At 49.4% G+C, this 20,004-nt stretch carries 15 protein-coding genes and 3 tRNA genes; 6 read left to right on the plus strand and 12 right to left on the minus strand.

Annotation, left to right across the window (positions count from 1 at the left end; translation table 11 throughout):
- Positions 1-164: 164 nt before the first annotated feature.
- On the plus strand, positions 165-3,071 hold the full coding sequence (locus EDI28_RS21845) for a cation transporter (protein WP_128786003.1): 2,907 nt from the start codon (positions 165-167) through the stop codon (positions 3,069-3,071).
- A gap of 190 nt (positions 3,072-3,261) precedes the next feature.
- The gene (locus EDI28_RS21850; RefSeq protein WP_128786004.1) at positions 3,262-4,125 is read left to right on the plus strand and encodes a TraB/GumN family protein; all 864 of its coding nucleotides are present in this window, start codon (positions 3,262-3,264) and stop codon (positions 4,123-4,125) included.
- Positions 4,126-4,618: 493 nt separating this feature from the next.
- Here the strand turns inward: EDI28_RS21850 and EDI28_RS21855 are convergent.
- The 3 genes from EDI28_RS21855 to EDI28_RS21865 all read right to left on the minus strand — a co-directional run bounded on the left by EDI28_RS21855 (position 4,619) and on the right by EDI28_RS21865 (position 5,065).
- Positions 4,619-4,695, minus strand: a tRNA-Pro gene (locus EDI28_RS21855).
- Positions 4,696-4,849: 154 nt separating this feature from the next.
- Positions 4,850-4,926 (minus strand) — tRNA-Pro (locus EDI28_RS21860).
- A 62-nt stretch (positions 4,927-4,988) separates the two neighbouring features.
- Positions 4,989-5,065: transfer RNA gene (locus tag EDI28_RS21865), tRNA-Pro, on the minus strand.
- Positions 5,066-5,422: 357 nt separating this feature from the next.
- On the opposite strand from EDI28_RS21865, the gene EDI28_RS21870 reads away from it, so the two are divergent.
- Together EDI28_RS21870 and smrA are read left to right on the plus strand one after the other, a co-directional pair.
- Positions 5,423-5,563 carry a DUF3149 domain-containing protein gene (locus EDI28_RS21870; protein WP_006232775.1) on the plus strand — a complete coding sequence of 47 codons (141 nt, stop codon included), beginning with the start codon at positions 5,423-5,425 and terminating at the stop codon, positions 5,561-5,563.
- Between the two features lie 122 nt (positions 5,564-5,685).
- On the plus strand, positions 5,686-6,267 hold the full coding sequence (gene smrA, locus EDI28_RS21875) for a DNA endonuclease SmrA (protein ID WP_128786005.1): 582 nt from the start codon (positions 5,686-5,688) through the stop codon (positions 6,265-6,267).
- 66 nt (positions 6,268-6,333) lie between these two features.
- On the opposite strand, the gene EDI28_RS21880 is transcribed toward smrA, so the two are convergent.
- The 5 genes from EDI28_RS21880 to EDI28_RS21900 form a co-directional block, all read right to left on the minus strand.
- Complete coding sequence (locus tag EDI28_RS21880; RefSeq protein ID WP_128786006.1) at positions 6,334-6,948, minus strand: LysE family translocator; 615 nt, start codon at positions 6,946-6,948, stop codon at positions 6,334-6,336.
- An 81-nt stretch (positions 6,949-7,029) separates the two neighbouring features.
- Complete coding sequence (locus tag EDI28_RS21885) at positions 7,030-7,950, minus strand: LysR family transcriptional regulator (protein WP_438942812.1); 921 nt, start codon at positions 7,948-7,950, stop codon at positions 7,030-7,032.
- 20 nt (positions 7,951-7,970) lie between these two features.
- Positions 7,971-8,456, minus strand: coding sequence for a Cys-tRNA(Pro) deacylase (ybaK, locus tag EDI28_RS21890; RefSeq protein WP_128786007.1), 486 nt, complete (start codon positions 8,454-8,456; stop codon positions 7,971-7,973).
- Between the two features lie 163 nt (positions 8,457-8,619).
- Positions 8,620-10,293 (minus strand): bifunctional UDP-sugar hydrolase/5'-nucleotidase UshA, encoded by a 1,674-nt coding sequence (ushA, locus tag EDI28_RS21895; protein WP_128786008.1) that lies wholly within the window; start codon positions 10,291-10,293, stop codon positions 8,620-8,622.
- Between the two features lie 352 nt (positions 10,294-10,645).
- Positions 10,646-12,007: a Na+/H+ antiporter NhaC family protein gene (locus tag EDI28_RS21900; RefSeq protein ID WP_128786009.1), complete on the minus strand. Its 1,362-nt coding sequence runs from the start codon at positions 12,005-12,007 to the stop codon at positions 10,646-10,648.
- 227 nt (positions 12,008-12,234) lie between these two features.
- Between EDI28_RS21900 and EDI28_RS21905 the strand changes: the two genes are divergently transcribed.
- Positions 12,235-14,118 carry a methyl-accepting chemotaxis protein gene (locus EDI28_RS21905; RefSeq protein WP_128786010.1) on the plus strand — a complete coding sequence of 628 codons (1,884 nt, stop codon included), beginning with the start codon at positions 12,235-12,237 and terminating at the stop codon, positions 14,116-14,118.
- A gap of 241 nt (positions 14,119-14,359) precedes the next feature.
- Positions 14,360-16,243, plus strand: coding sequence for a methyl-accepting chemotaxis protein (locus tag EDI28_RS21910; protein ID WP_128786011.1), 1,884 nt, complete (start codon positions 14,360-14,362; stop codon positions 16,241-16,243).
- An 80-nt stretch (positions 16,244-16,323) separates the two neighbouring features.
- Here EDI28_RS21910 and EDI28_RS21915 read toward each other — a convergent pair whose 3' ends face one another.
- From EDI28_RS21915 to EDI28_RS21930, 4 genes are all read right to left on the minus strand, one after another.
- The gene (locus EDI28_RS21915; protein ID WP_128786012.1) at positions 16,324-17,556 is read right to left on the minus strand and encodes an aromatic amino acid transport family protein; all 1,233 of its coding nucleotides are present in this window, start codon (positions 17,554-17,556) and stop codon (positions 16,324-16,326) included.
- Between the two features lie 314 nt (positions 17,557-17,870).
- Positions 17,871-18,725 (minus strand): 3-deoxy-8-phosphooctulonate synthase, encoded by an 855-nt coding sequence (gene kdsA, locus EDI28_RS21920; protein ID WP_199287477.1) that lies wholly within the window; start codon positions 18,723-18,725, stop codon positions 17,871-17,873.
- An 85-nt stretch (positions 18,726-18,810) separates the two neighbouring features.
- A complete protein-coding gene (locus tag EDI28_RS21925; protein ID WP_128786013.1) occupies positions 18,811-19,620 on the minus strand; it encodes a SirB1 family protein in 810 nt (269 codons plus the stop codon).
- A 2-nt stretch (positions 19,621-19,622) separates the two neighbouring features.
- Complete coding sequence (locus EDI28_RS21930; RefSeq protein WP_128786014.1) at positions 19,623-20,003, minus strand: SirB2 family protein; 381 nt, start codon at positions 20,001-20,003, stop codon at positions 19,623-19,625.
- Position 20,004 lies beyond the last annotated feature (1 nt).

Below are 20,004 nucleotides of genomic sequence, written 5' to 3' on the forward strand. Positions count from 1 at the left end.
GCAAAAAGCAAGCATCGATTCTTCACAAAAAGAAGAAGTCCGAGCAGAATTCAGATAACCTTTGACATTCCACTTGATGGAAGGTTTATTCTCAGGGCATCATTGAATTAGTGACTGGGAACGCAGTCCTTTGTTACTGACTGATCATAGCTAAGGAAAGACACATGGCTGAATTTACCCTCCCGCTAGGCAAGGTCCGCTGTATGAACTGCGCGGGAAAAATCAAGGCGTCGCTAACCGCATTGCCCGGCATTGAATTTGCCGATGTTGATACCCGGCAGGCCGTTGTTCGCGGTGATACCGAGCTTCTTCCCCTGATCGAAACGATTACCGCTCTTGGTTACGAGGCGGGTTACAAGCATTCGCTGCCTATAGCCGGCCTGTCATGTGGCAAGTGTGTCGCCAAACTTGAAGCTGCATTTTCTGGCAATGCCGAGATATACCGCTTCTCAGTCAGCAAAACGCAGGCCGAAATATCAAGCACGCTATCAAAGGAAGCGGTAATCACCATCATCGAAGAAACAGGCTACCGTGTACCGGTAGAACAAACCGTCAAGCTTGCACTGTCGGGCCTGAGCTGCGGAAAGTGCGTTGCCAAAGTTGATAAGGCTCTGGACGAGCACCCACAAGTCACCGGATATAAAACCAGCAAGACGCAGGCAGAAATCACAACATATACCGATGCCGAAACGCTGATTGCCGTGATTCAGGAGCTTGGCTTCTCTGCCCAACGGGCACAGGATAGCGATAAGCATACGATACAAACTACAAGCGAAATAAGCGATCCAGTCGAGAAGCCCTCTCGTACAGAGGCCAGCAGAAACAGAGACACAGATACAACCCAAACGACCCAACTGCTGCTTTCCGGCATGACCTGCGCCAGCTGTGTCTCCTCCGTCGAAAAGGCCATTCTCACCGTACCCGGTGTTACCGGTGCCAATGTTAACCTTGCGGAAAGAACCGCGCTCATTTCAGGACAAGCGCCGATAGAAGATGTAATTTCAGCGATAAATGATGCCGGTTACAACGCCGAACAGAGTGAAGATGAACAAAGCCGCCGCCAGCGGCAGCAGCAACAAAACGAACAGACATTCCGCCGCCACCTGCGCAATGCTGTTATCGCTCTCGGTGCAGGGATCCCGATGATGGCATGGGGGATTTTCGGCGGTAGCATGATGATAAACTCGACCACCAGCCAACTCAGCTGGGGCGTTGTCGGACTTCTGACATTCATCCTGCTTTATACCACTGGGCGCCATTTCTATATCAATGGCTGGAAAGCCTTTAAACACCATCGCGCCACCATGGATACCCTCGTAGCCCTAGGAACAGGATCAGCCTGGCTCTACTCGATGCTGGTCGTCATCATTCCGGATATCTTCCCAATGCAGGCCCGCCATGTGTATTTTGAAGCATCGGCAATGATCCTCGGCCTAATTACTCTCGGCCACGCTCTTGAAGCCAGAGCCCGAAGCCGCACGTCAAAAGCACTCGAACAGTTAATTGATCTGCAACCTCAAACAGCTGTAATCGTCACCCCTGATAGTGAACAGGAAGTTCCCCTAACCGACGTAAAAGCCGGAATGTTGCTAAGGCTTTATCCCGGTGCCAAAGTACCAGTAGACGGCACCATTGAAAACGGCCAGAGCTACCTTGACGAATCAATGCTAACCGGTGAACCACTCCCGGCCAATAAACAACAGGGAGACAAACTTCACGCCGGTACCATTAACCAAGATGGCAGCCTGCTGTTTCGTGCCGAGCAGATCGGAAACGACACCATGCTGGCGCGGATTATTAGCCTGGTACGTCAGGCACAAAGCAGTAAACCAGCACTCGCCCGTCTGGCAGATACCATTTCGGCCATTTTTGTTCCTGCTGTCATGATCATTGCAATCATAACTGCCATGGTTTGGTATTACTTCGGTCCCGATCCGTCCTCTGTCTACATGTTAGTAACAGCGACTACAGTCCTCATCATAGCCTGCCCGTGTGCCTTGGGGCTGGCGACGCCAATGTCCGTGACAGTCGGCGTAGGTCGGGCTGCAGAATATGGCGTTCTGATCCGCAATGCCGAAGCCATGCAAATTGCAGCCAGTATCGATACAGTTGTACTCGATAAAACCGGTACGCTGACAGAAGGTAAGCCTCAGGTTATTGACTGTCGCAGCTACAACAATACTACCGATAATCACCTGCTCACCCTATCTGCCAGCCTAGAGCAAGGTTCCGAGCACCCTCTGGCCAAAGCGATCGTCAATGCAGCCAAAACACGCGAGCTGATCCTGTCTACCCAGTCCGAGTTCAAAGCAATGCCCGGCTATGGTGTAACAGGCACTGTCGATGGGCACCAGCTAGTACTTGGCAATCAAAAGCTGATGGCACTAGGAAAAATCGATATTGCTCAGGCAGAAAGCGATGCCGAAGCAATTGCCAGCCAAGGTGCGACACCCATCTATGTGGCAATCGACAATCAACTGGCTGGTATATTGGGTATCAGCGATCCGCTGCGAACCGATTCTGTTGCGGCAATCAACCGCCTGAAAAAGATGAAGCTCGATATCGTCATGTTGACCGGTGATACAGAAACAACAGCGAAGGCAATTGCTCGACTGGCGGGTATTGATACAGTGATAGCCGGGGTCCTACCTGACGGTAAGGCGGCAAAAATTGCCGAGCTCCAGCAACAAGGAAAACGCGTTGCCATGGTCGGTGACGGGATCAATGATGCACCGGCACTGGCTCAGGCCGAAGTGGGTATTGCAATGGGAAGTGGTAGCGATGTAGCCATTGAAAGTGCCCAGATGACACTGATCCGCCACTCTCTGCATGGCATAGCCGATGCGTTGCAGCTCTCTGCCGCCACCTTAAAGAATATGAAGCAAAACCTATTCGGGGCGTTCGTATACAACACCTTGGGGATCCCGATTGCTGCGGGGATTCTGTTTCCGCTGACTGGTACCCTGCTCAGCCCGGTAATTGCCGGTGCCGCAATGGCGCTATCCTCAATCACAGTGGTCAGCAATGCTAACCGACTACGGTTGTTCAAACCCGAACATCAGGAGAAATAACATGATTGCACTTATCGGCTTGGCAGCCATCGCTTTTATTATCTGGTGGTTCTGGTTGCACCCTGCCACCAAAGGATAGCTATCATCATTTTATCGGCATAACACGCGCCGCTATTCTTCACTGTTAGCCATAATTACAGATAACTGATATAACCCAATCAGTTATCTGTCTCATTTAACCACGGTGAATATGTTTAAATCTTTGTTATCTAAAGCGCTGCTATTACTGCCCTTCGTTACAGCCGGGGCTGTTGCCGAACCTTTGGTCTGGCTGGCCAAGGACTCCCAACGCCAGTTTGTGCTATTGGGATCAATCCACGCCGGTGATCAAGGCTTCTATCCGCTACCTCAGGCTTTTCTGGACTATTGGCCCGAGGCCGACGGACTGGTTGTCGAGGCGAATATTCTCCAACCAGATGATGTAACAATAAACCGAGACATTCCGACCAGTGATGCCCTGCTCAGCAACAATGACAAAGCGGCGCTCGTGGATATAGCCAAACAGGCAAAGCTCCCCTACCAGTCACTCATCCATAGTCCGCCGTGGCTGGCAGCCATGAACTTACAAATGGCCATGGCAACACAAGCAGGCTTAAACCCTGTACACGGTATTGATATCGTTCTTCTTCGAAGGGCTCAGGAGCAACAGCTGCCTATTCTGGAGTTTGAAAGTGTCAGCCAGCAACTGGCACTAATGGAAAACCTGCCAGACCATGGCGAAGATATTCTGCTCAGCACGATTCACGACTGGAGCGAAATGCAGTCAGAGCTGAACTGTCTAGTTTCAGCATGGAAGGCGGGCGATCTACAGCACCTTCTTTCGCTATTGGAAGATAGTCAATATTCGGATGCTACCGAAGAGAAACTGATTTTTGAGCGCAACCGTGACTGGGCAAGTCAGCTGACGAATAAGGCAAGTTTCCAGCAGGGCACCTATCTTATTGTCGTAGGAGCGATGCACCTGCTTGGCGAAAAAGGGTTACCCGCCCTGTTAGAAACACAGGGGTTTACGATGAAACGCCTGACAGAGGGCAATAAAGCCCAATGTGAGTAGGTATCGAACGCCTTTACCAAGAGCATGCGATGCGCTACCTAGCTGCGCTATTCTCGCACCTACGCATCTAGACTTTTGAAAGTCTGAAACGAAAAAAGCCTCGTCCGGACCGGGACGCGCAGTTGAGGCTTTTAAATAGTGGTCGGTGAAGAGCCAGTTCAAGGTATCAGGGAACCCCCGACCCTCTGGTCCACCTTTAACAAGAGCATGCGATGCACTACCAAGCTGCGCTATTCTCGCACCTGCACACCTAGACTTTTGAAAGTCTGAAACGAAAAAAGCCTCGTCCGGACCGGGACGCGCAGTTGAGGCTTTTAAATAGTGGTCGGTGAAGAGCCAGTTCAAGGTATCAGGGAACCCCCGACCCTCWGGTCCACCTTTAACAAGAGCATGCGATGCACTACCAAGCTGCGCTATTCTCGCACCTGCACACCTAGACTTTTGAAAGTCTGAAACGAAAAAAGCCTCGTCCGAAGACGAGGCTTTTAAATAGTGGTCGGTGAAGAGGGATTCGAACCCCCGACCCTCTGGTCCCAAACCAGATGCGCTACCAAGCTGCGCTATTCACCGACATATTGGCTTTTGGTGAACCCTGCCAAGGGTCGCCCTCTGGTCCGCTATTCCTAAAATCAGGATGCTCTACCAAGCTGCGCTATTCACCGACTTTATATGTTTAACATCGTATCCGATGATTCTGCCCGGCAATGCCCAACAGATTGAAAAGTGGTCGGTGAAGAGGGATTCGAACCCCCGACCCTCTGGTCCCAAACCAGATGCGCTACCAAGCTGCGCTATTCACCGACTTTATATGTTTRACATCGTATCCGATGATTCTGCCCGGCAATGCCCAACAGATTGAARAGTGGTCGGTGAAGAGGGATTCGAACCCCCGACCCTCTGGTCCCAAACCAGATGCGCTACCAAGCTGCGCTATTCACCGACATTCTGATTCTCAGTATACCCTGTGTAGGGTCGCCCTCTGGTCCGCTATTCCTAAAATTAGGATGCTTACCAAGCTGCGCCATTCACTGACGAATCACCAGCAGTATCACTGCTGAGGCCGCTTATAATACTCGCCAGTTAAATTTACGCAAGTATTAAGCCGCATTTTTTTCTGTTCTGAATTCGTTTGCTCATCTAAGCATCAAAACTAAGAAAAAACTAACAGTTAAGTGATCTCAGACTCACCTTTAGAACAGTTGTTAAACAATGCGCCTACCATTGATCCAGATCATCATAACATTTTCGTTTCATTAGTTATCTTTAAGCCATTATCCCACGACTTAAAGGAGTTAACATGGATTTTTGGCTAGATCTTCTATTTGGCAATGCCGTCGGACTGTCTTCAATGATCGTGATCTTCATAACCTTGGGATTAATGTTATTTTTCGGTGGCTACTTTGTCTACAAAGTGCTGTCGGCACCTTCTCCTCACTAGAGCCAATTAGCAAAGTAATTTGCTTGCACCAGGGTCAAAGTGTCGGTCTTGACCCTGGATTTCTTTTGGTCATTAAGTGAAAAGAGTATAATGATCTCACCGTAATCAAATTCCGTACCACCATGTCAGATTCCGATGAACTCGATCTCTTTCGTGAGATGATGGCCGATGTTTCGCCAATCAAGCAAGACCAAATAGAAACCGCTCACAAGCATCAGGTTACTGACGCTCATCTCGCCCGTCGACTTGCTGCGCAAACTCTATCGGACAGCGATCCAGAATACCTATCACTCGATCACGCAACCATGCTCAAGCCTGACGACATGATTGAATTTAAACGTGATGGCGTTCAGGAAGGTGTTTTCCGTAAGCTCCGCCTTGGTAAATATGAAATTCAGGCTCGGCTTGATTTACACCGCAAGACACTAAAACAAGCCCGCGACGAAGTACTGCACTTTCTCAAGCAGTGCCAGCGTATGGATATACGTACAGTGATTATTGTTCATGGCAAGGGCGAGCGATCAAATCCTCCCGCTCTCATGAAAAGCTATGTTGCCACCTGGCTGGAACAAATTGCCGATGTCATGTGTTTTCATTCCGCCTTACGCCAACACGGAGGGAATGGAGCCTTGTATGTCATGATCAAGAAAAGTCCCGAGCGCAAGCTGGAAAACCGTGAACGGCACCAGAAGCGACAAAGCTAACCGATAGAACATATCACGCAACAAAAAAAGAGGAGCCTAGGCTCCTCTTCTTATTATCTGTATTTGCTACGCCATTATGACAACCCGCAATGCCAGCAAAATCAAAACAATACCTGATAGTCGGTCAATCAACTGAGCCTTGAGTCGTAACTTATCCAATACCTTCGGATTAGAAAGCACAAAAGCAATCAGCGTATACCAGAGCCCGTCAACTAATAGTGGCGTTGCCACTATTACCGCTCGACTGGTGATCTCTGTCCCAACGGCCACAAACTGACTAAACAAAGCCAGAAAAAACAAAGCCAGTTTTGGGTTTAACAGTGAAATCATCAAGCCGTCACGTGCAGCGGTTCTTAAGTTGACCTGCTTGCCTGCCGCCAGCTTAGCGGCAACACCACCTTTAGATCGCAGAGCATTCATACCAAGATAAGCAAGATAAGCAGCCCCTGCGTAGGTGATCACCGAAAACAGCATCGGAGACTGCCTGAGCACGACAGCAAGACCAAGCAATGTCAGCAATGCATAAATTCCGACACCGAAGGCATGGGCCCAGGAAGTCACTACACCATGCAGCCTTCCCCCGGCCAGACTATGCTTGGCGACAACCGCCAAGCTTGGGCCCGGCGACATCGCGCCGAGCATACAGATCATTAATAGCGAAAGCCAAATACTGAATGTCATCATCTACTCCTTAAACTGACACTCAAGGTAACAGCCAGAAGCTATTAGCTGAAATCAAAAGAAATCATCACCGCTATGATTTTAAGTCATAGTGATGGAATACATAGATCCGCGCATGACTGCCAGCACCTGCTCTCTTAACCAGCAATGGGCGGGATCATTATCAAACCTTGGGTGCCATAGCAGCCAATATTTGTGCTCGGGAGCGGGTATCGGCAACGACATGTAAGTAACTGGAAACATAAGCTTCATATTGAATGCAATATGCTCTGGGAGCACCATAAGCATGTCTGTACGGCAAACAGTGTGAAAGGCAGAGCCGAAAAAAGGAACCGAAAACTGGATATTCCGTGTCAGTCCGAGCTCTGTGAGGTGTTGATCGACAAAGCTGTCTTTATCTCCTCCGCCCGAGACTTTCAGATGGTTATAATTTACGAACTCATCGAGAGTCAAAGACTCTTTGTTTGCCAGCGGATGCTCATTACGCATCACACACACCGGATAATCCGCTCCGATAGAACAGCCACACAGCCCCGGCGGGATCTGAGGCAGCATCGTAGAGACAAGCTGGATATCCAGCTCTGCCAGTTGAGCTAACCGATCGGGAGACCATAGCTGGAAAGAAAGGCGGAGCAGGGGAGCCTGCTGCTGAAGCAGTTCCACGATGTCAGGCAGAATATACTGCGCCACATAATCAGATGACGACATAACAACTTTTCCCTGCCAGGCTGTCGGCTCAAACTCATCGCAGGCAAACAGCTCTTGGCACTCGGTCAATACCCCATCCAATTTTAGCTTAAGCTGCTCAGCCTTTGGGGTCGGAAACAGGCGATTTCCGTCCCTTACCAACAAGGGATCATTGAACAACTCCCTTAACTGGTTAAGCTGGCGGCTAACCGCCGACTGGGTGATATAAAGTCGGGCTGCCGTCCTGCTGACATGGCACTCATCAAGCAAGACTTGAAGCGTACGAAGCAGGTTTAAATTAATATGCTTGATCATAAAGGCCTAGCTGCATTTGGTTAGCCGTTGGCATTTTTGGCGATCGGCGCGAAGCTTCCTCGCGTCAACGATAACAAGTCATTCGGCGCCAGTTCAATTTCCAGACCACGTCGTCCTGCACTTACGCAGATAGTGTCGAACTGTTCAGCTGACGCATCAAGGTAGGTAGGCAAACGCTTCTTCTGCGCCAAAGGGCTGATGCCCCCTACAATGTATCCAGTTGTCTTTTCTGCAATTTGAGGATCGGCCATATCAGCCTTTTTGCCCCCCGCAGCTTTGGCTGCTGCCTTGAGATCCAGCATACCGGCAACCGGGACAATCGCGACAGCCAACTTCTTGGGATCGCCGTTCAATGCAAATAACAGCGTCTTGAAAACTCGGCTTGGATCCTGCACCAAGACCTGTGCCGCCTCCAGGCCAAAATTGGTATTGGCAGGATCATGGTCATACTGGTGAACGGTATAATCGACTTTCTGTTTTTTCGCTAAGTTAATTGCTGGCGTCATTGTTATCTCTGAAAAGTTAGCTCATAGAGGATCAATATATCCAACCGAGCTGCAATAAAAAACCATCGACAATAAAAAACTATCTGCATAAAAAAAGCCCCGGCATAGTGCCGAGGCTCAGAGTCATACAGAAATGCAATTACATGCATTTCTGTCGACAGGGTTATTTGTAAACCATCTCACCCTTAGGCGCAAACTTGTTCACATCAATCGGGCTGTTTGCCTGTAGGTACTCTTTAAGCACTTCAGCATCAACAAAGCCGGTGTTTACATGGCCTGGGTGACCTGCAACTTTCGGATAGCCGTCACCACCGGCAGCATTGAAGCTAGGAATGGTGAAACGGTAAGTTTCAGTCAGGCTCAGAGGCTTGCCACCTACTTTGACATTACTCACTTTACCGTTCTGAACAGTCATGGAAATACCGTAGAACTGAGCGAAGGCACCTGAATCAATAGGCTTGGTTGCTACCACATTCAGGTAATCCATCACTTCCGCACCGCTCATATCCGTATAAGTCACGATATTGCCAAATGGCTGTACGGTCAGAACGTCTTTGTAAGTGATATCACCGGCAGCAATAGAATCACGAACACCACCAGAGTTCATCACTGCAAAGTCAGCTTTTGCACGCTGCATATGAGAAGCTGCAATCAGGCGACCCAGGTTAGTCTGCTGGAAACGCACGACATTACGGTCACCTTCAAGCTTGCCGTTTGACTGAGCAATCTTGACATTCAACTGTTCCTGGCCGCGCTCCTGGAAAGGCTGAAGGAATGTTTTCACTTCATCGTTCTGAGAAATCTCATCTTCAATGAAGACACGCTTCTTGCTACCGTCCGCCAGCTTCACTTTTTTCTTCAGGTTTACCGGGATCAGGTCATAGCTGACCATCTGCAGTTCACCATTTTTAAATTCAAAATCAGCACGGCCAACATACTTGCCCCACTCGTGAGCCTGTACAATCCAGGTGCCGTTCTGCTGATCGGGCTGACACTCATCGCCCGGCTTGAAGTTCTTGTTGTACATATTCGGACCTTCCATGCAGACAGGCTCTTGCGAGTGACCGCCTACAATCATGTCCAGATCGCCTTCGTCGACATAACGAGCCAGCGCCACATCACCCGGCGCGTTCACACCACGGTTACCATTTTCATAGTGACCCATGTGAGTCGCAGCGATGATCACATCTGGCTTCTCAGTCTCTTCTAGTTCAGCGATCAGCTTCTTAGCTTCGGCTTTCGGATCACGGAAATCTACGCCGCCAATATATTCAGGGTTACCAATCTTAGCCGTATCTTCGGTTGTCAGACCGATAACAGCAATCTTGATACCCTGCTGCTCAAAGATCTGGTACGGCTGGAACAAGCGCTCGCCCGTTTCTTTATCGTAGATGTTCGCCGATAGCATAGGGAACTCAGCCCACTCTTCCTGCTTGCGTAATACTTCTAGCGGGTTGTCAAATTCATGGTTACCCAATGCCATTGCATCGTAACCTAGCATGTTCATGCCTTTGAAATCTGGTTCTGCGTCTTGTAGATCAGACTCAGGAACACCGGTATTGATATCACCACCTGACAGAAGCAACGTTGTACCACCTTGAGCAGCCACTTCGGTACGGATCTGGTCAAGCAGTGTCTTGCGAGCGGCCATGCCGTACTCACCGTATTTGTTCTGCCAGAAACGACCGTGATGGTCATTGGTATGAAGAATTGTCAGTTTATATGTTTCGTCAGCCTGCCAAGACGGTGCCGTAGTATCTGCCTGGTTCGCACAACCAGATAGAGTAGCCAGTACTGCAGCTGTTAAAGCTGTTTTGGCAAATAAGCGTTGCTTCATGGGGATCCCCTTAACCATTAAATATTATTATGATGCCAAGCAATGCGGGAGCCGGCCTTTCGCGACTATTTCAAAAGACTCTATTTTACTCTTTCGCTTGGCATTACCACTTGCTACCACTCATCCTTGGTAAGGTATAAGTAGCTGTTTATATTGTTACAATAAGCGCAAGTTTAAATTAAACAATGATCAGTTTTCTGTTGATTTCATAAATCTGTTGGCCAGATCACCATACTGCCAAGGAATTTTCACTAACACCTGATTACGCGCAAAAAAATGCCTCGCAGTTGCGAGGCATTTGATACACTTTCGGGCTTTTTTTACAACTCTATCAAGTTCAGTGACCAGTTACTCAGGCACTGGCCAGTTGGCGAGCGGGATGCTTAACAAACACCGCTACAACGGCCGCAATCGCTAGGAAGAAACAGTAGTAAGAATGGCTAACCACTTCGAGTGGCGACAAGCCAAACACCGAACCTAGCAATAGCGCCTGCGCACCGTAAGGCAACACGCCCTGCACAACACAGGAAAAAATATCCAGCAAACTGGCCGAGCGGCGCGGTGTAACGCCATTCTCTACTGCCAGCTCTTTTGCCACGCCGCCTGAAACAATAATCGCCACGGTGTTGTTCGCCGTACAGCAGTTCGTCAGGCTCACCAAGCCGGCAATACCCAATTCACTGGCTCGTAAATTCTGTCCCTGGGTATGGTCTTTACTAAAGACGCGAATAATACGGCTAATTAACTGGGTCAGATAAGCGAGTCCGCCCTGCTGGCGCATCAATTCACTAATGCCGCCAATAAGCATTGAGAGCAGGAAGATTTCCTGCATATTGCCAAAACCGGCATAAATATCCTGGCTATAAGAAGACAGGCTATATTCTGGAGCAGCAAACAGCCCGACGCCACCTGCCAGTAGAATACCAATGCTCAGCACCACGAAGACATTAAGCCCCGACACTGCCAGTACCAAGATAGTAATATACGGCAGCACCTTCAGCCATTCGACATCTGTTGCCGCCGGCACCTCTGTCGGTGTACTGCTGAACATAAACAATACGACGGCAATGATCGCTGCCGGAAGGGCAATACGGATGTTCTCGCGGAACTTGTCTTTCATCTGGCAACCCTGAGAGCGGGTCGAAGCAATCGTCGTATCCGAAATAATCGACAGGTTGTCACCGAACATCGCACCACTCAGTACAACCCCCGCAGTAAGTGCAACATCCATTCCGGCAGCTTGGGCTATCCCCAGAGCAACAGGGGCAACCGCGGCAATAGTGCCCATCGAGGTACCCATCGCCGTAGCAATGAATGCCGAAATCACAAAGATCCCCGGCAAAATCATGCTCGCAGGCAACATCGACAAACCAAAGTTAACCGTCGCATCAACACCACCGGTCGCTTTGGCAACTGATGCAAATGCGCCAGCTAGCAGGTAAATCATACACATAGCGATAATATCGCTATGGCCGACACCTCGCAGGAATTGTTCAATTGCCTTGTTGAGTTTCTCTTTGCTCAGCAGCAAGGCCACAATAACAGCAGGTAGGGCCGCAACAGGTGCTGGTAACTGATAGAAAGCAAAATCTACCCCTTGCATTGTCAGGTAGCTACCGACGCCAATAAATAGTGCAAGAAAAATACCCAGCGGCAGCAACGCCAGTGCTGACGGAGTATTGATTGAATTAAGTGGTTGTGTTGTGTTCGACATGATGACTATAGGACATCTATTTTAGAATTTGCCCTAGACTAGAACGTCCCCCTGGAGGTGTCAACATCTAGACGTCTAAACATCTACAATCAGCTTGAATACCATAACTATCCCCCAGCGCAAACTATATGCAAAATAATTACTATGCACTCACAATAAATTTGATGGAACTTTCACCCTATAACGATATTATATACAGAACCCTATACTATAAATAGACAGCCTCAATGAAACTAACACTAAAACATAAATTACTCGGATGTGTTTTCTCTGCCATTATCATTATTGCCGGGGGGCTAATATGGTTAGCCTCCTATGAGCTTTTTTCCCAAAGCCGGAGCGGTATTTATTCCCGCGCCACCAGCCTCACCAATATTGCTACCGACGCCGTTGGCTACTGGCTTGAAGAACACAAAACAATCGTAGGGTCTACCGGGCGTATATCCAACCGGGAACAACTACACACCGTAATGAAACAAGCCAAAGAAATTGGTCAATTCAATGATGTGTTCTTTGCTGATTTGGACGGCAAACTGTTTATGGATGGCAACCTTACCACTCCATTAAGCAACTTTGATGCGAGAACTCGCGGTTGGTACCAACAAGCGCTAACCGCTTCAACAGTCAGCACGTCAGCGCCCTATAAAGGCACTGCTGATGGCAAGGCGATGCTAACTTTTTCTGTTCCAGTGCTCCTCAATGGCCAAAAGATTGGGGTCATTGGCGCAGATATCACCCTAGACTACTTACAGGCTACCATCACTGGCTATGATGTCGGACAGAATGCCAACGCGATGCTACTGACCCAGCAAGGTAATATTTTGGCTTACCACAAAAGTCAGCTTACGCTTCAGCCTCTAACCAACCTTGCCCCCGAGCTAACAACAAGCAAAGTTAACTCGGCAATGACTGAGCAAAGCATTCAAATTTTTGAACAAAACAATCAGGAAAAGCTGATCTATTTCGGTGGAATTGATAACAGCAACTGGATTTTCGCTGTCGAGATGGATCGGGCGACAGAAGAAGCCAGCCATAACCAATTACTGAAAAGCCTAATTGCCACTGGCATCATAGGCACTCTGATTGCGCTAGTGGCGGTATCAATGCTCGTGAATTACCTGTTCCGGGATTTAGGCAAGGTTTCCATTGCACTGGCAGATATTGCCAATGGCGAAGGCGACTTGACCCAGCGCTTGCAGCCACACAGCAATGACGAAATTGGCCAGCTCGCCAACAACTTCAACCGCTTTTTGGACAATATGCATGGGATGATCAGCCGCTTGAGTCACATGTCCGGTTCACTCGCGGATCAGGCTCATGATACGGCAGATCAGGCCCAGCAACGCAGCCAGCGGATTCAGCAACAGCAAGACGAAATAAATATGGTGGCGACAGCAATTACGGAAATGGCCACCGCCACCCAGGAAATAGCCAACAATGCAGAAAGTACAGCCCAGACATCAGAGCAAACCGTATCCCATGCCCAGCTCGGTGCCGAGGAGGTAGGCAAGAGCCAGCACTCGATCAGCAATTTGGCCCATGAAGTCGATACTGCAACAGATGTGATCAAGGCGCTAAATCAACATGCACTGAATATTAATAGTATTCTTTCCACGATTCAGGATATCGCCGAGCAGACCAACCTACTGGCGCTCAATGCAGCGATTGAGGCCGCCCGTGCCGGTGAACAAGGACGAGGCTTTGCCGTTGTTGCCGACGAGGTTCGCATTCTCAGCCAACGAACCCATTCCTCGACTCAGGAAATCCAGCTGACTATCGAAACCCTGCAGCAAACGACGACCGAAGCAGTCTCGATCATGAATGACAGCAAGCTGTTGGCCGAAACCAGCGTCACCGATGCAGCCTCTGCCAGTACAAGCCTCAGCCACATCACCCAGTCGGTCAACCAGATTAGTGATATGGCGACTCAGATAGCCTCGGCGGCCGAAGAGCAGTCGCTGGTTACGTCTGAGATCACCCGCAACACCGAGGCTGTCAGGGAAGTCTCTGATCAGCTAGCGCATGAAGCAAGTGACGCCAGCGAGCAGGCAATTCAGCTCTCCGAGCTCTCGGCAAGTTTACAAAAAGAGATAGCGCGCTTTAAGCTATAAAACATACTAACCATATTGCACTCATAGTCAGTTTAGTAACAAAAATATGCCATCACTGCGATACGCAGCGGTGGCATTTTTTTGACCCCGCCAACCATTGTGCGTCAAAAAAAACACATTAATATTCAACCTGTTACCCATAACATGACTCATGTCACTTTTTCGTGCATGTTGGTCAAAATATCTATAAAATTCGAGCCAACTAATATCCCCTACCTTTTGCCCTTTAGACTGAATAAAAATGAAATTATCCTTAAAACAAAAACTCATAGGTGCCAGCTTATCTGCAGTGGTTGTCATGGCGGCAGCCCTGACCTGGCTAGCTGCCGATCAGCTTTTTGAGCAAACCCGCAGCGGCATCAACGCACGTGCCGACAGCCTTTCCGCAGCAGCAACCGAAGGCATTTCAGAGTGGGTATCAATCCGCAGTGATATTGCCAGTGCTTTCAATGACTACAGCACCGAAGCCAATGTCGTCCCATTTCTTCAGCAGGCTCGTAAGGCCGGCGACTTTGACGATATCTTTTTAGGTACACCTGCGGGAGGGATGTATCGTTCACACCCAGAACGTAACCGTGCCGACTATGATCCTCGCACCCGCCCTTGGTATCGCGACGCCCAAAATGCCGGTACCCAAATCATTACAACGGCCTACCAGGATGCAATTACCAATGCACTACTTGTAACGATTGCCGAGCCGGTGATGAAAAACGGAGCAATGGTAGGGGTCGTCGGTGCCGACGTATTGATCGACCAGCTGATCAATGATGTTATCAACCTTGATGTCGGCAAAAACGCCTACGCCATGCTGCTTAACAAGCAGGATAATACCTTCCTTGCCCACCCTGACGAATCGCTGCTGCTTCAGCCAATCAACCGCTACAGCAGCGAACTGAATATGGCTCGTATTGAATCAGCGATTCAGGCCAACCGCATTGAAACGGTTACCATTAACGGCCAAGAGAAATTACTCCATTTTGCCAATGTTCCGGGCACTGACTGGATCCTTGGCCTTGAGATGGACCGCACAACCGAAGAAGCCAGCCATAGCAGCCTTCTGCGCCAACTTATTATCACATCAATTATTATTACCCTGATTGTGGTAAGTGCTGTTGCATGGTTAGTCGGCTTTCTTTTCCGCGACTTGGGCCGAGTTTCCCAGGCTCTGGCAGAAATTGCGACCGGCGAAGGCGATCTGACCCAGCGTCTTGATCCTCGCAGCGATGACGAAGTTGGCCAACTGGCTCATAACTTCAACCGCTTTGTCGGTAATATGCACGGCATGGTCTCGCGTCTGCAGGAAGTATCCAGCTCGCTGACCCAGCAGGCTCACATTACGGCCTCGCAGGCTGAAGAGCGTAGTACCCGCATTCAGCACCAACAAGACGAAATCAACATGGTGGCGACAGCGATCAACGAGATGGCAGCAGCTACCCAGGAAATTGCCGGCAATGCGGACAATACCGCTCGCACCTCAAGCGAAACAGTCGAAGTATCAGAGCACGGCTCTGTTCAGGTTAGTCAGAGCCAGCAGTCTATTACAGGCCTTGCCAGCGAAGTCGACACGGCTACCGATGTGATTGGCGAGCTCAATACCCATGCCCAGAGCATCAACACTATCCTATCGACGATTCAAGGTATTGCCGAGCAGACCAACCTGCTGGCACTGAATGCCGCCATTGAAGCTGCCCGTGCCGGTGAGCAAGGTCGCGGTTTTGCCGTGGTTGCCGACGAGGTACGCGTTCTTAGCCAGCGTACTCATGCCTCGACACAGGAAATCCAGCAGATGATCGAAACCCTGCAGCAGACTACCGGTCGTGCTGTGGGCATTATGGAAGACAGCCGTCGCTTGGCCGAAACCAGTGTCGATGATGCGAGTGCAGCGTCTGCCAGCCTGTCCCAGATCAACAGCGCAGTAACCAATATCAGTGATATGGCGACTCAAATTGCTTCTGCGGCCGAGGAGCAGTCTTCGGTGACGTCTGAAATCACTCGCAACACCGAAGGGATCCGCGACGTATCCAACGAACTGGCTGTCGAAGCCGATGAGGCCGCAAAACAAGCTGCCGAGCTATCGCACCTGTCACATGAACTGCAGCAGGAAATCAACCGCTTTAAGCTGTAATGGCATAACGCACGAACAAAAAGCGCCGATGTTGGTACCAACATCGGCGCTTTTTTTATGGTGATAGATGAACCGCTTGATTAAATCAGGTTAAACACAATCGCTGATACCGCCAGCAGTCCCATCACTAAAATAAAGATTGTACTGAATTTGCCACGGTGCGCTTTCAACGCATCGACCTTGTATACCGCCAGCATTGGCATGATGAACAGGATCATCGCAATTACGGGACCGGACAACGCTTCCATCATTCCCAGGATACTCGGGTTCATTACTGCGGCGAACCAGATAGCAAAGAACATAAACACGATCCCAAGCTTGTCCAGTTTCGACGGTGCCAGGCTGGTCTGCTTCTGCAGCATACCGTTCAGGCTTTCGCGTGCCCCCATGAAATGGCCGAGGAAAGAAGAAGAGATCGCAATAAAGGCAATCAATGGGCCTAACGCAACGATAAACGGGCTATTGTGAACATTGGCCAGGTAAGACAGAACCGAGACATTCTGCGCTTTGGCTTCCAGTAGCTGTGCCGGGCTCAGGCTCAGTACACATGAAAAGACAAAGAACAATACGAAGGAAATAAGCATCACCGAAGTGCGTTTAAGGATCTGATCGGATTTTTGCCCGGCATCCCCACCATAGTGGCGGCGCTGAGCATTGGCAAAGCTGGAGATCGCAGCTGCGTGGCTAAAAGCAAATACTGTCACCGGCACTGCAAGCCACAGCGTGATAGAAAAGCTTCCCCATTCAGGCAAAGTCATCAGATCCGGCATCTGCCAGTTTGGTATCAAATAGAGCGATAAACCAGCCAGAATGGCCGCGAGCGGGTAGACAATCACCTCAAACACTCTCAGCATCACTTTTTCGCCAGCCATCATGATAGCAATCATGCCGAATACCAAAATACCCGAAAGCACTATCCGCGGTGGAGAAGCCATCCCCAGCTGGTTAACAATAAAGCTATCGACCGTATTGGTCAGGCCAACACCATAGATCAACAGGATAGGAAAAATAGAGAGAAAATACAGCAAGGAAATAAGGCGCCCTGAGCTGACACCAAAGTGTTCTTCTACCACATCGGTAAAATCTGCATCCGGCTTGGATGACGACAGTACGAAGCGAGATAATCCGCGGTGGGCAAGAAATGTCATCGGCCCGGCCAACAGGGCCATGATCACCAATGACCAGAAACCCCCGACACCGATATTGATCGGCAGGAACAAAATACCGGCTCCCACTGCGGTACCAAACAAGCTCAGCATCCAGCTTGAATCGTGTTTGCTCCAGCTAGAAACCGTCGGCTCCGAATGACTCATAGGTATATCTTGAGATAATGACACGTAACACCCTACTTCTACAAAATTTTACTCGGTGAGGAGTATACAGATGCAGAATTAAAGTCTCACAAAGCAAACGGCAAACTTCTCGCTCTGTTTCTAGCCGTAAGACAGGTAGATGAACCAGCATTATCGCAATGGATAATCAATATCACCACACAGACAACCATAGATAGATGGAACCACTAAATTTTTACAAATTGTATTTTTTTAATCTACGCCAAAATCGCTCAAAAAAACAACGGCCCAGCAGGAATATCTACTGGGCCGCGCATTATCAGGAGTGATATCGCTTATTTGATTTCGATTGGCTCGAAGCTCTTGATCAGATCATCCAGCTGCTTGATCTGAGCCAGGAACGGCTCAAGTTTATCTAGCGGGAAGGCTGAAGGACCATCGCAGCGCGCCTGATCCGGTGTCGGATGAGCTTCCATAAACAGACCGCCGATCCCTGTCGCAATACCTGAACGAGCAAGGTCAATGGTTTGTTCACGACGGCCACCTGATGCCGCACCCTGCGGATCACGGCACTGCAGGGCATGGGTGACATCAAAAATGATCGGGCTGCCTTTAGACGCCTTCTTCATCACATCGAAGCCCAGCATATCAACAACGAGATTATCATAGCCGTGTAATACGCCACGTTCGCAAAGAATGATGTTCTCGTTGCCGCACTCAGCAAATTTTTCAACGATATTACCAACCTGACCAGGGCTCATAAACTGAGGCTTCTTCACGTTGATCACCGCGCCGGTTTTCGCCATTGTCTCAACCAGATCTGTCTGGCGAGCAAGGAAAGCGGGAAGCTGAATAACATCGACAACATCAGCAACAGGCTGTGCCTGATACTGCTCATGAATGTCTGTAATGATCTTCACGCCAAACGTATCTTTCAGTTCCTGGAAGATCTTCAGGCCTTCTTCCATCCCCGGCCCACGGTAAGAGTGAACGGAAGAGCGGTTGGCTTTGTCAAAAGACGCCTTAAACACGTAAGGAATACCGAGTTTGTCGGTCACTTCCACGTACTTCTCACAGATCTGCATAGCCATATCGCGAGATTCAAGTACGTTCATACCACCAAACAAGACAAACGGCTTGTCATTGGCAACATCTATATCACCAACTCGAACAACTTTCTGTTCCATCATATTCTCTCTTCTCATTCTGTATATTGACGTAATAACCACTGCCGAGACTCGGCTATTACCTCCGAATTTATTGCCACTATCATTATCAATGCAGGGTCAGAGGCTCTTCGTTGAGTGCCTGTACCTGTAGCTTCAGTAATTCCGCCGCAGGATCTTCCGGACATTGCTCGATAAAATACTCATAATCCATCGCCGCAACATGGCTGCATTCCAGCTGCTGGTAAATATAGCCTCGATCCCGAATTTCGTGCGGGTCGCCAGGGCTAAACTCCAGCGCCATATCACTGCAGCGCAGCGCATCGGCAAAGTGTTCTTCGCGTAACAGGGCACTTTTCATGACCGTCAGCCAACGAGTCAAAATATCGGTATTGTCCGCTTCGTCCAGATGCTCTTGGCGCAGTTCGGTAAACGGGCCACGATGACCTTTCAGCCAAGCGCCCATTGTCCGCTTGCTCAGGAACTCACCGTCAAATGGGTTGATGTACTGATGCTCGCCGTCATACCAGCTAACCTTGAGAATAAACTGGGTCGGAAAACCCACACTGCTGACCGACAGCTCAAGGTGGTGTGCAAGGTAGAGAAATATCGCCCCTAGGCTGACAGGGATGCCTTTCTTACGTTCCAGTACTTTGTCAAGAAAGACATTTTCCGAAGAAAAATACTGCTGCTGGTCGCCACGAAAACCCCACTCGCGGTAAAACAGACGGATAAGACCTTCCAGACGCAGGTGCGGATTCATCTCATCCATCAAGGCGTGTTCCGCCTCCTGGGCCAGCTTTTTGAGCTGTAGCCGGACCCAGCCGGCTGGAAACGCTGGATCAATTTCCGCTGTCATTTCCAGAGCACCTTCCACTAGCGCCATCTGCTCTAATTCTTCATCAGTAAAACGTAACATGATTACCCCAGAAATGATGACTTAGTCGTTGCAATGTTTGCAGCCGCCATCACCCAACCTAGCGAACCGAAAAAAGCAAAGGTCTTGAATACTTTGTTTTTACCGTATTTCAGCGTGAAAAAGCCCAAAGCGATATATGCCAGTACGCAGCTCAGCTTCTGGGTCAGCCAGTTTCCGGATTCCGTAAACGGAATAACACCGGTGATGAAAATAAGCGCAATGCCGGTTAGTAACAGAATGGTATCAACGACATGGGGGGTGATCTTTAAGTATTTTTTCTCGAGCAGCGATGAATTCGCCATCATCAGACAATAGCGAACAACAAACAGCAAAACACTCAGAGCAATTGCCACCATGTGGAGATGTTTAAACGCAGCGTACATA

This window comes from Photobacterium chitinilyticum (assembly GCF_004104355.1).
GTDB lineage: Bacteria > Pseudomonadota > Gammaproteobacteria > Enterobacterales > Vibrionaceae > Photobacterium > Photobacterium chitinilyticum.

Coding starts and splice junctions, on each gene's coding strand:
- EDI28_RS21845 (WP_128786003.1), top strand. CDS start 165: ATGGCTGAATTTACCCTCCCGCTAGGCAAGGTCCGCTGTATGAACTGC.
- EDI28_RS21850 (WP_128786004.1), top strand. CDS start 3,262: ATGTTTAAATCTTTGTTATCTAAAGCGCTGCTATTACTGCCCTTCGTT.
- EDI28_RS21870 (WP_006232775.1), top strand. CDS start 5,423: ATGGATTTTTGGCTAGATCTTCTATTTGGCAATGCCGTCGGACTGTCT.
- smrA (WP_128786005.1), top strand. CDS start 5,686: ATGTCAGATTCCGATGAACTCGATCTCTTTCGTGAGATGATGGCCGAT.
- EDI28_RS21880 (WP_128786006.1), bottom strand. CDS start 6,948: ATGACATTCAGTATTTGGCTTTCGCTATTAATGATCTGTATGCTCGGC.
- EDI28_RS21885 (WP_438942812.1), bottom strand. CDS start 7,950: ATGATCAAGCATATTAATTTAAACCTGCTTCGTACGCTTCAAGTCTTG.
- ybaK (WP_128786007.1), bottom strand. CDS start 8,456: ATGACGCCAGCAATTAACTTAGCGAAAAAACAGAAAGTCGATTATACC.
- ushA (WP_128786008.1), bottom strand. CDS start 10,293: ATGAAGCAACGCTTATTTGCCAAAACAGCTTTAACAGCTGCAGTACTG.
- EDI28_RS21900 (WP_128786009.1), bottom strand. CDS start 12,007: ATGTCGAACACAACACAACCACTTAATTCAATCAATACTCCGTCAGCA.
- EDI28_RS21905 (WP_128786010.1), top strand. CDS start 12,235: ATGAAACTAACACTAAAACATAAATTACTCGGATGTGTTTTCTCTGCC.
- EDI28_RS21910 (WP_128786011.1), top strand. CDS start 14,360: ATGAAATTATCCTTAAAACAAAAACTCATAGGTGCCAGCTTATCTGCA.
- EDI28_RS21915 (WP_128786012.1), bottom strand. CDS start 17,556: ATGAGTCATTCGGAGCCGACGGTTTCTAGCTGGAGCAAACACGATTCA.
- kdsA (WP_199287477.1), bottom strand. CDS start 18,725: ATGATGGAACAGAAAGTTGTTCGAGTTGGTGATATAGATGTTGCCAAT.
- EDI28_RS21925 (WP_128786013.1), bottom strand. CDS start 19,620: ATGTTACGTTTTACTGATGAAGAATTAGAGCAGATGGCGCTAGTGGAA.
- EDI28_RS21930 (WP_128786014.1), bottom strand. CDS start 20,003: ATGTACGCTGCGTTTAAACATCTCCACATGGTGGCAATTGCTCTGAGT.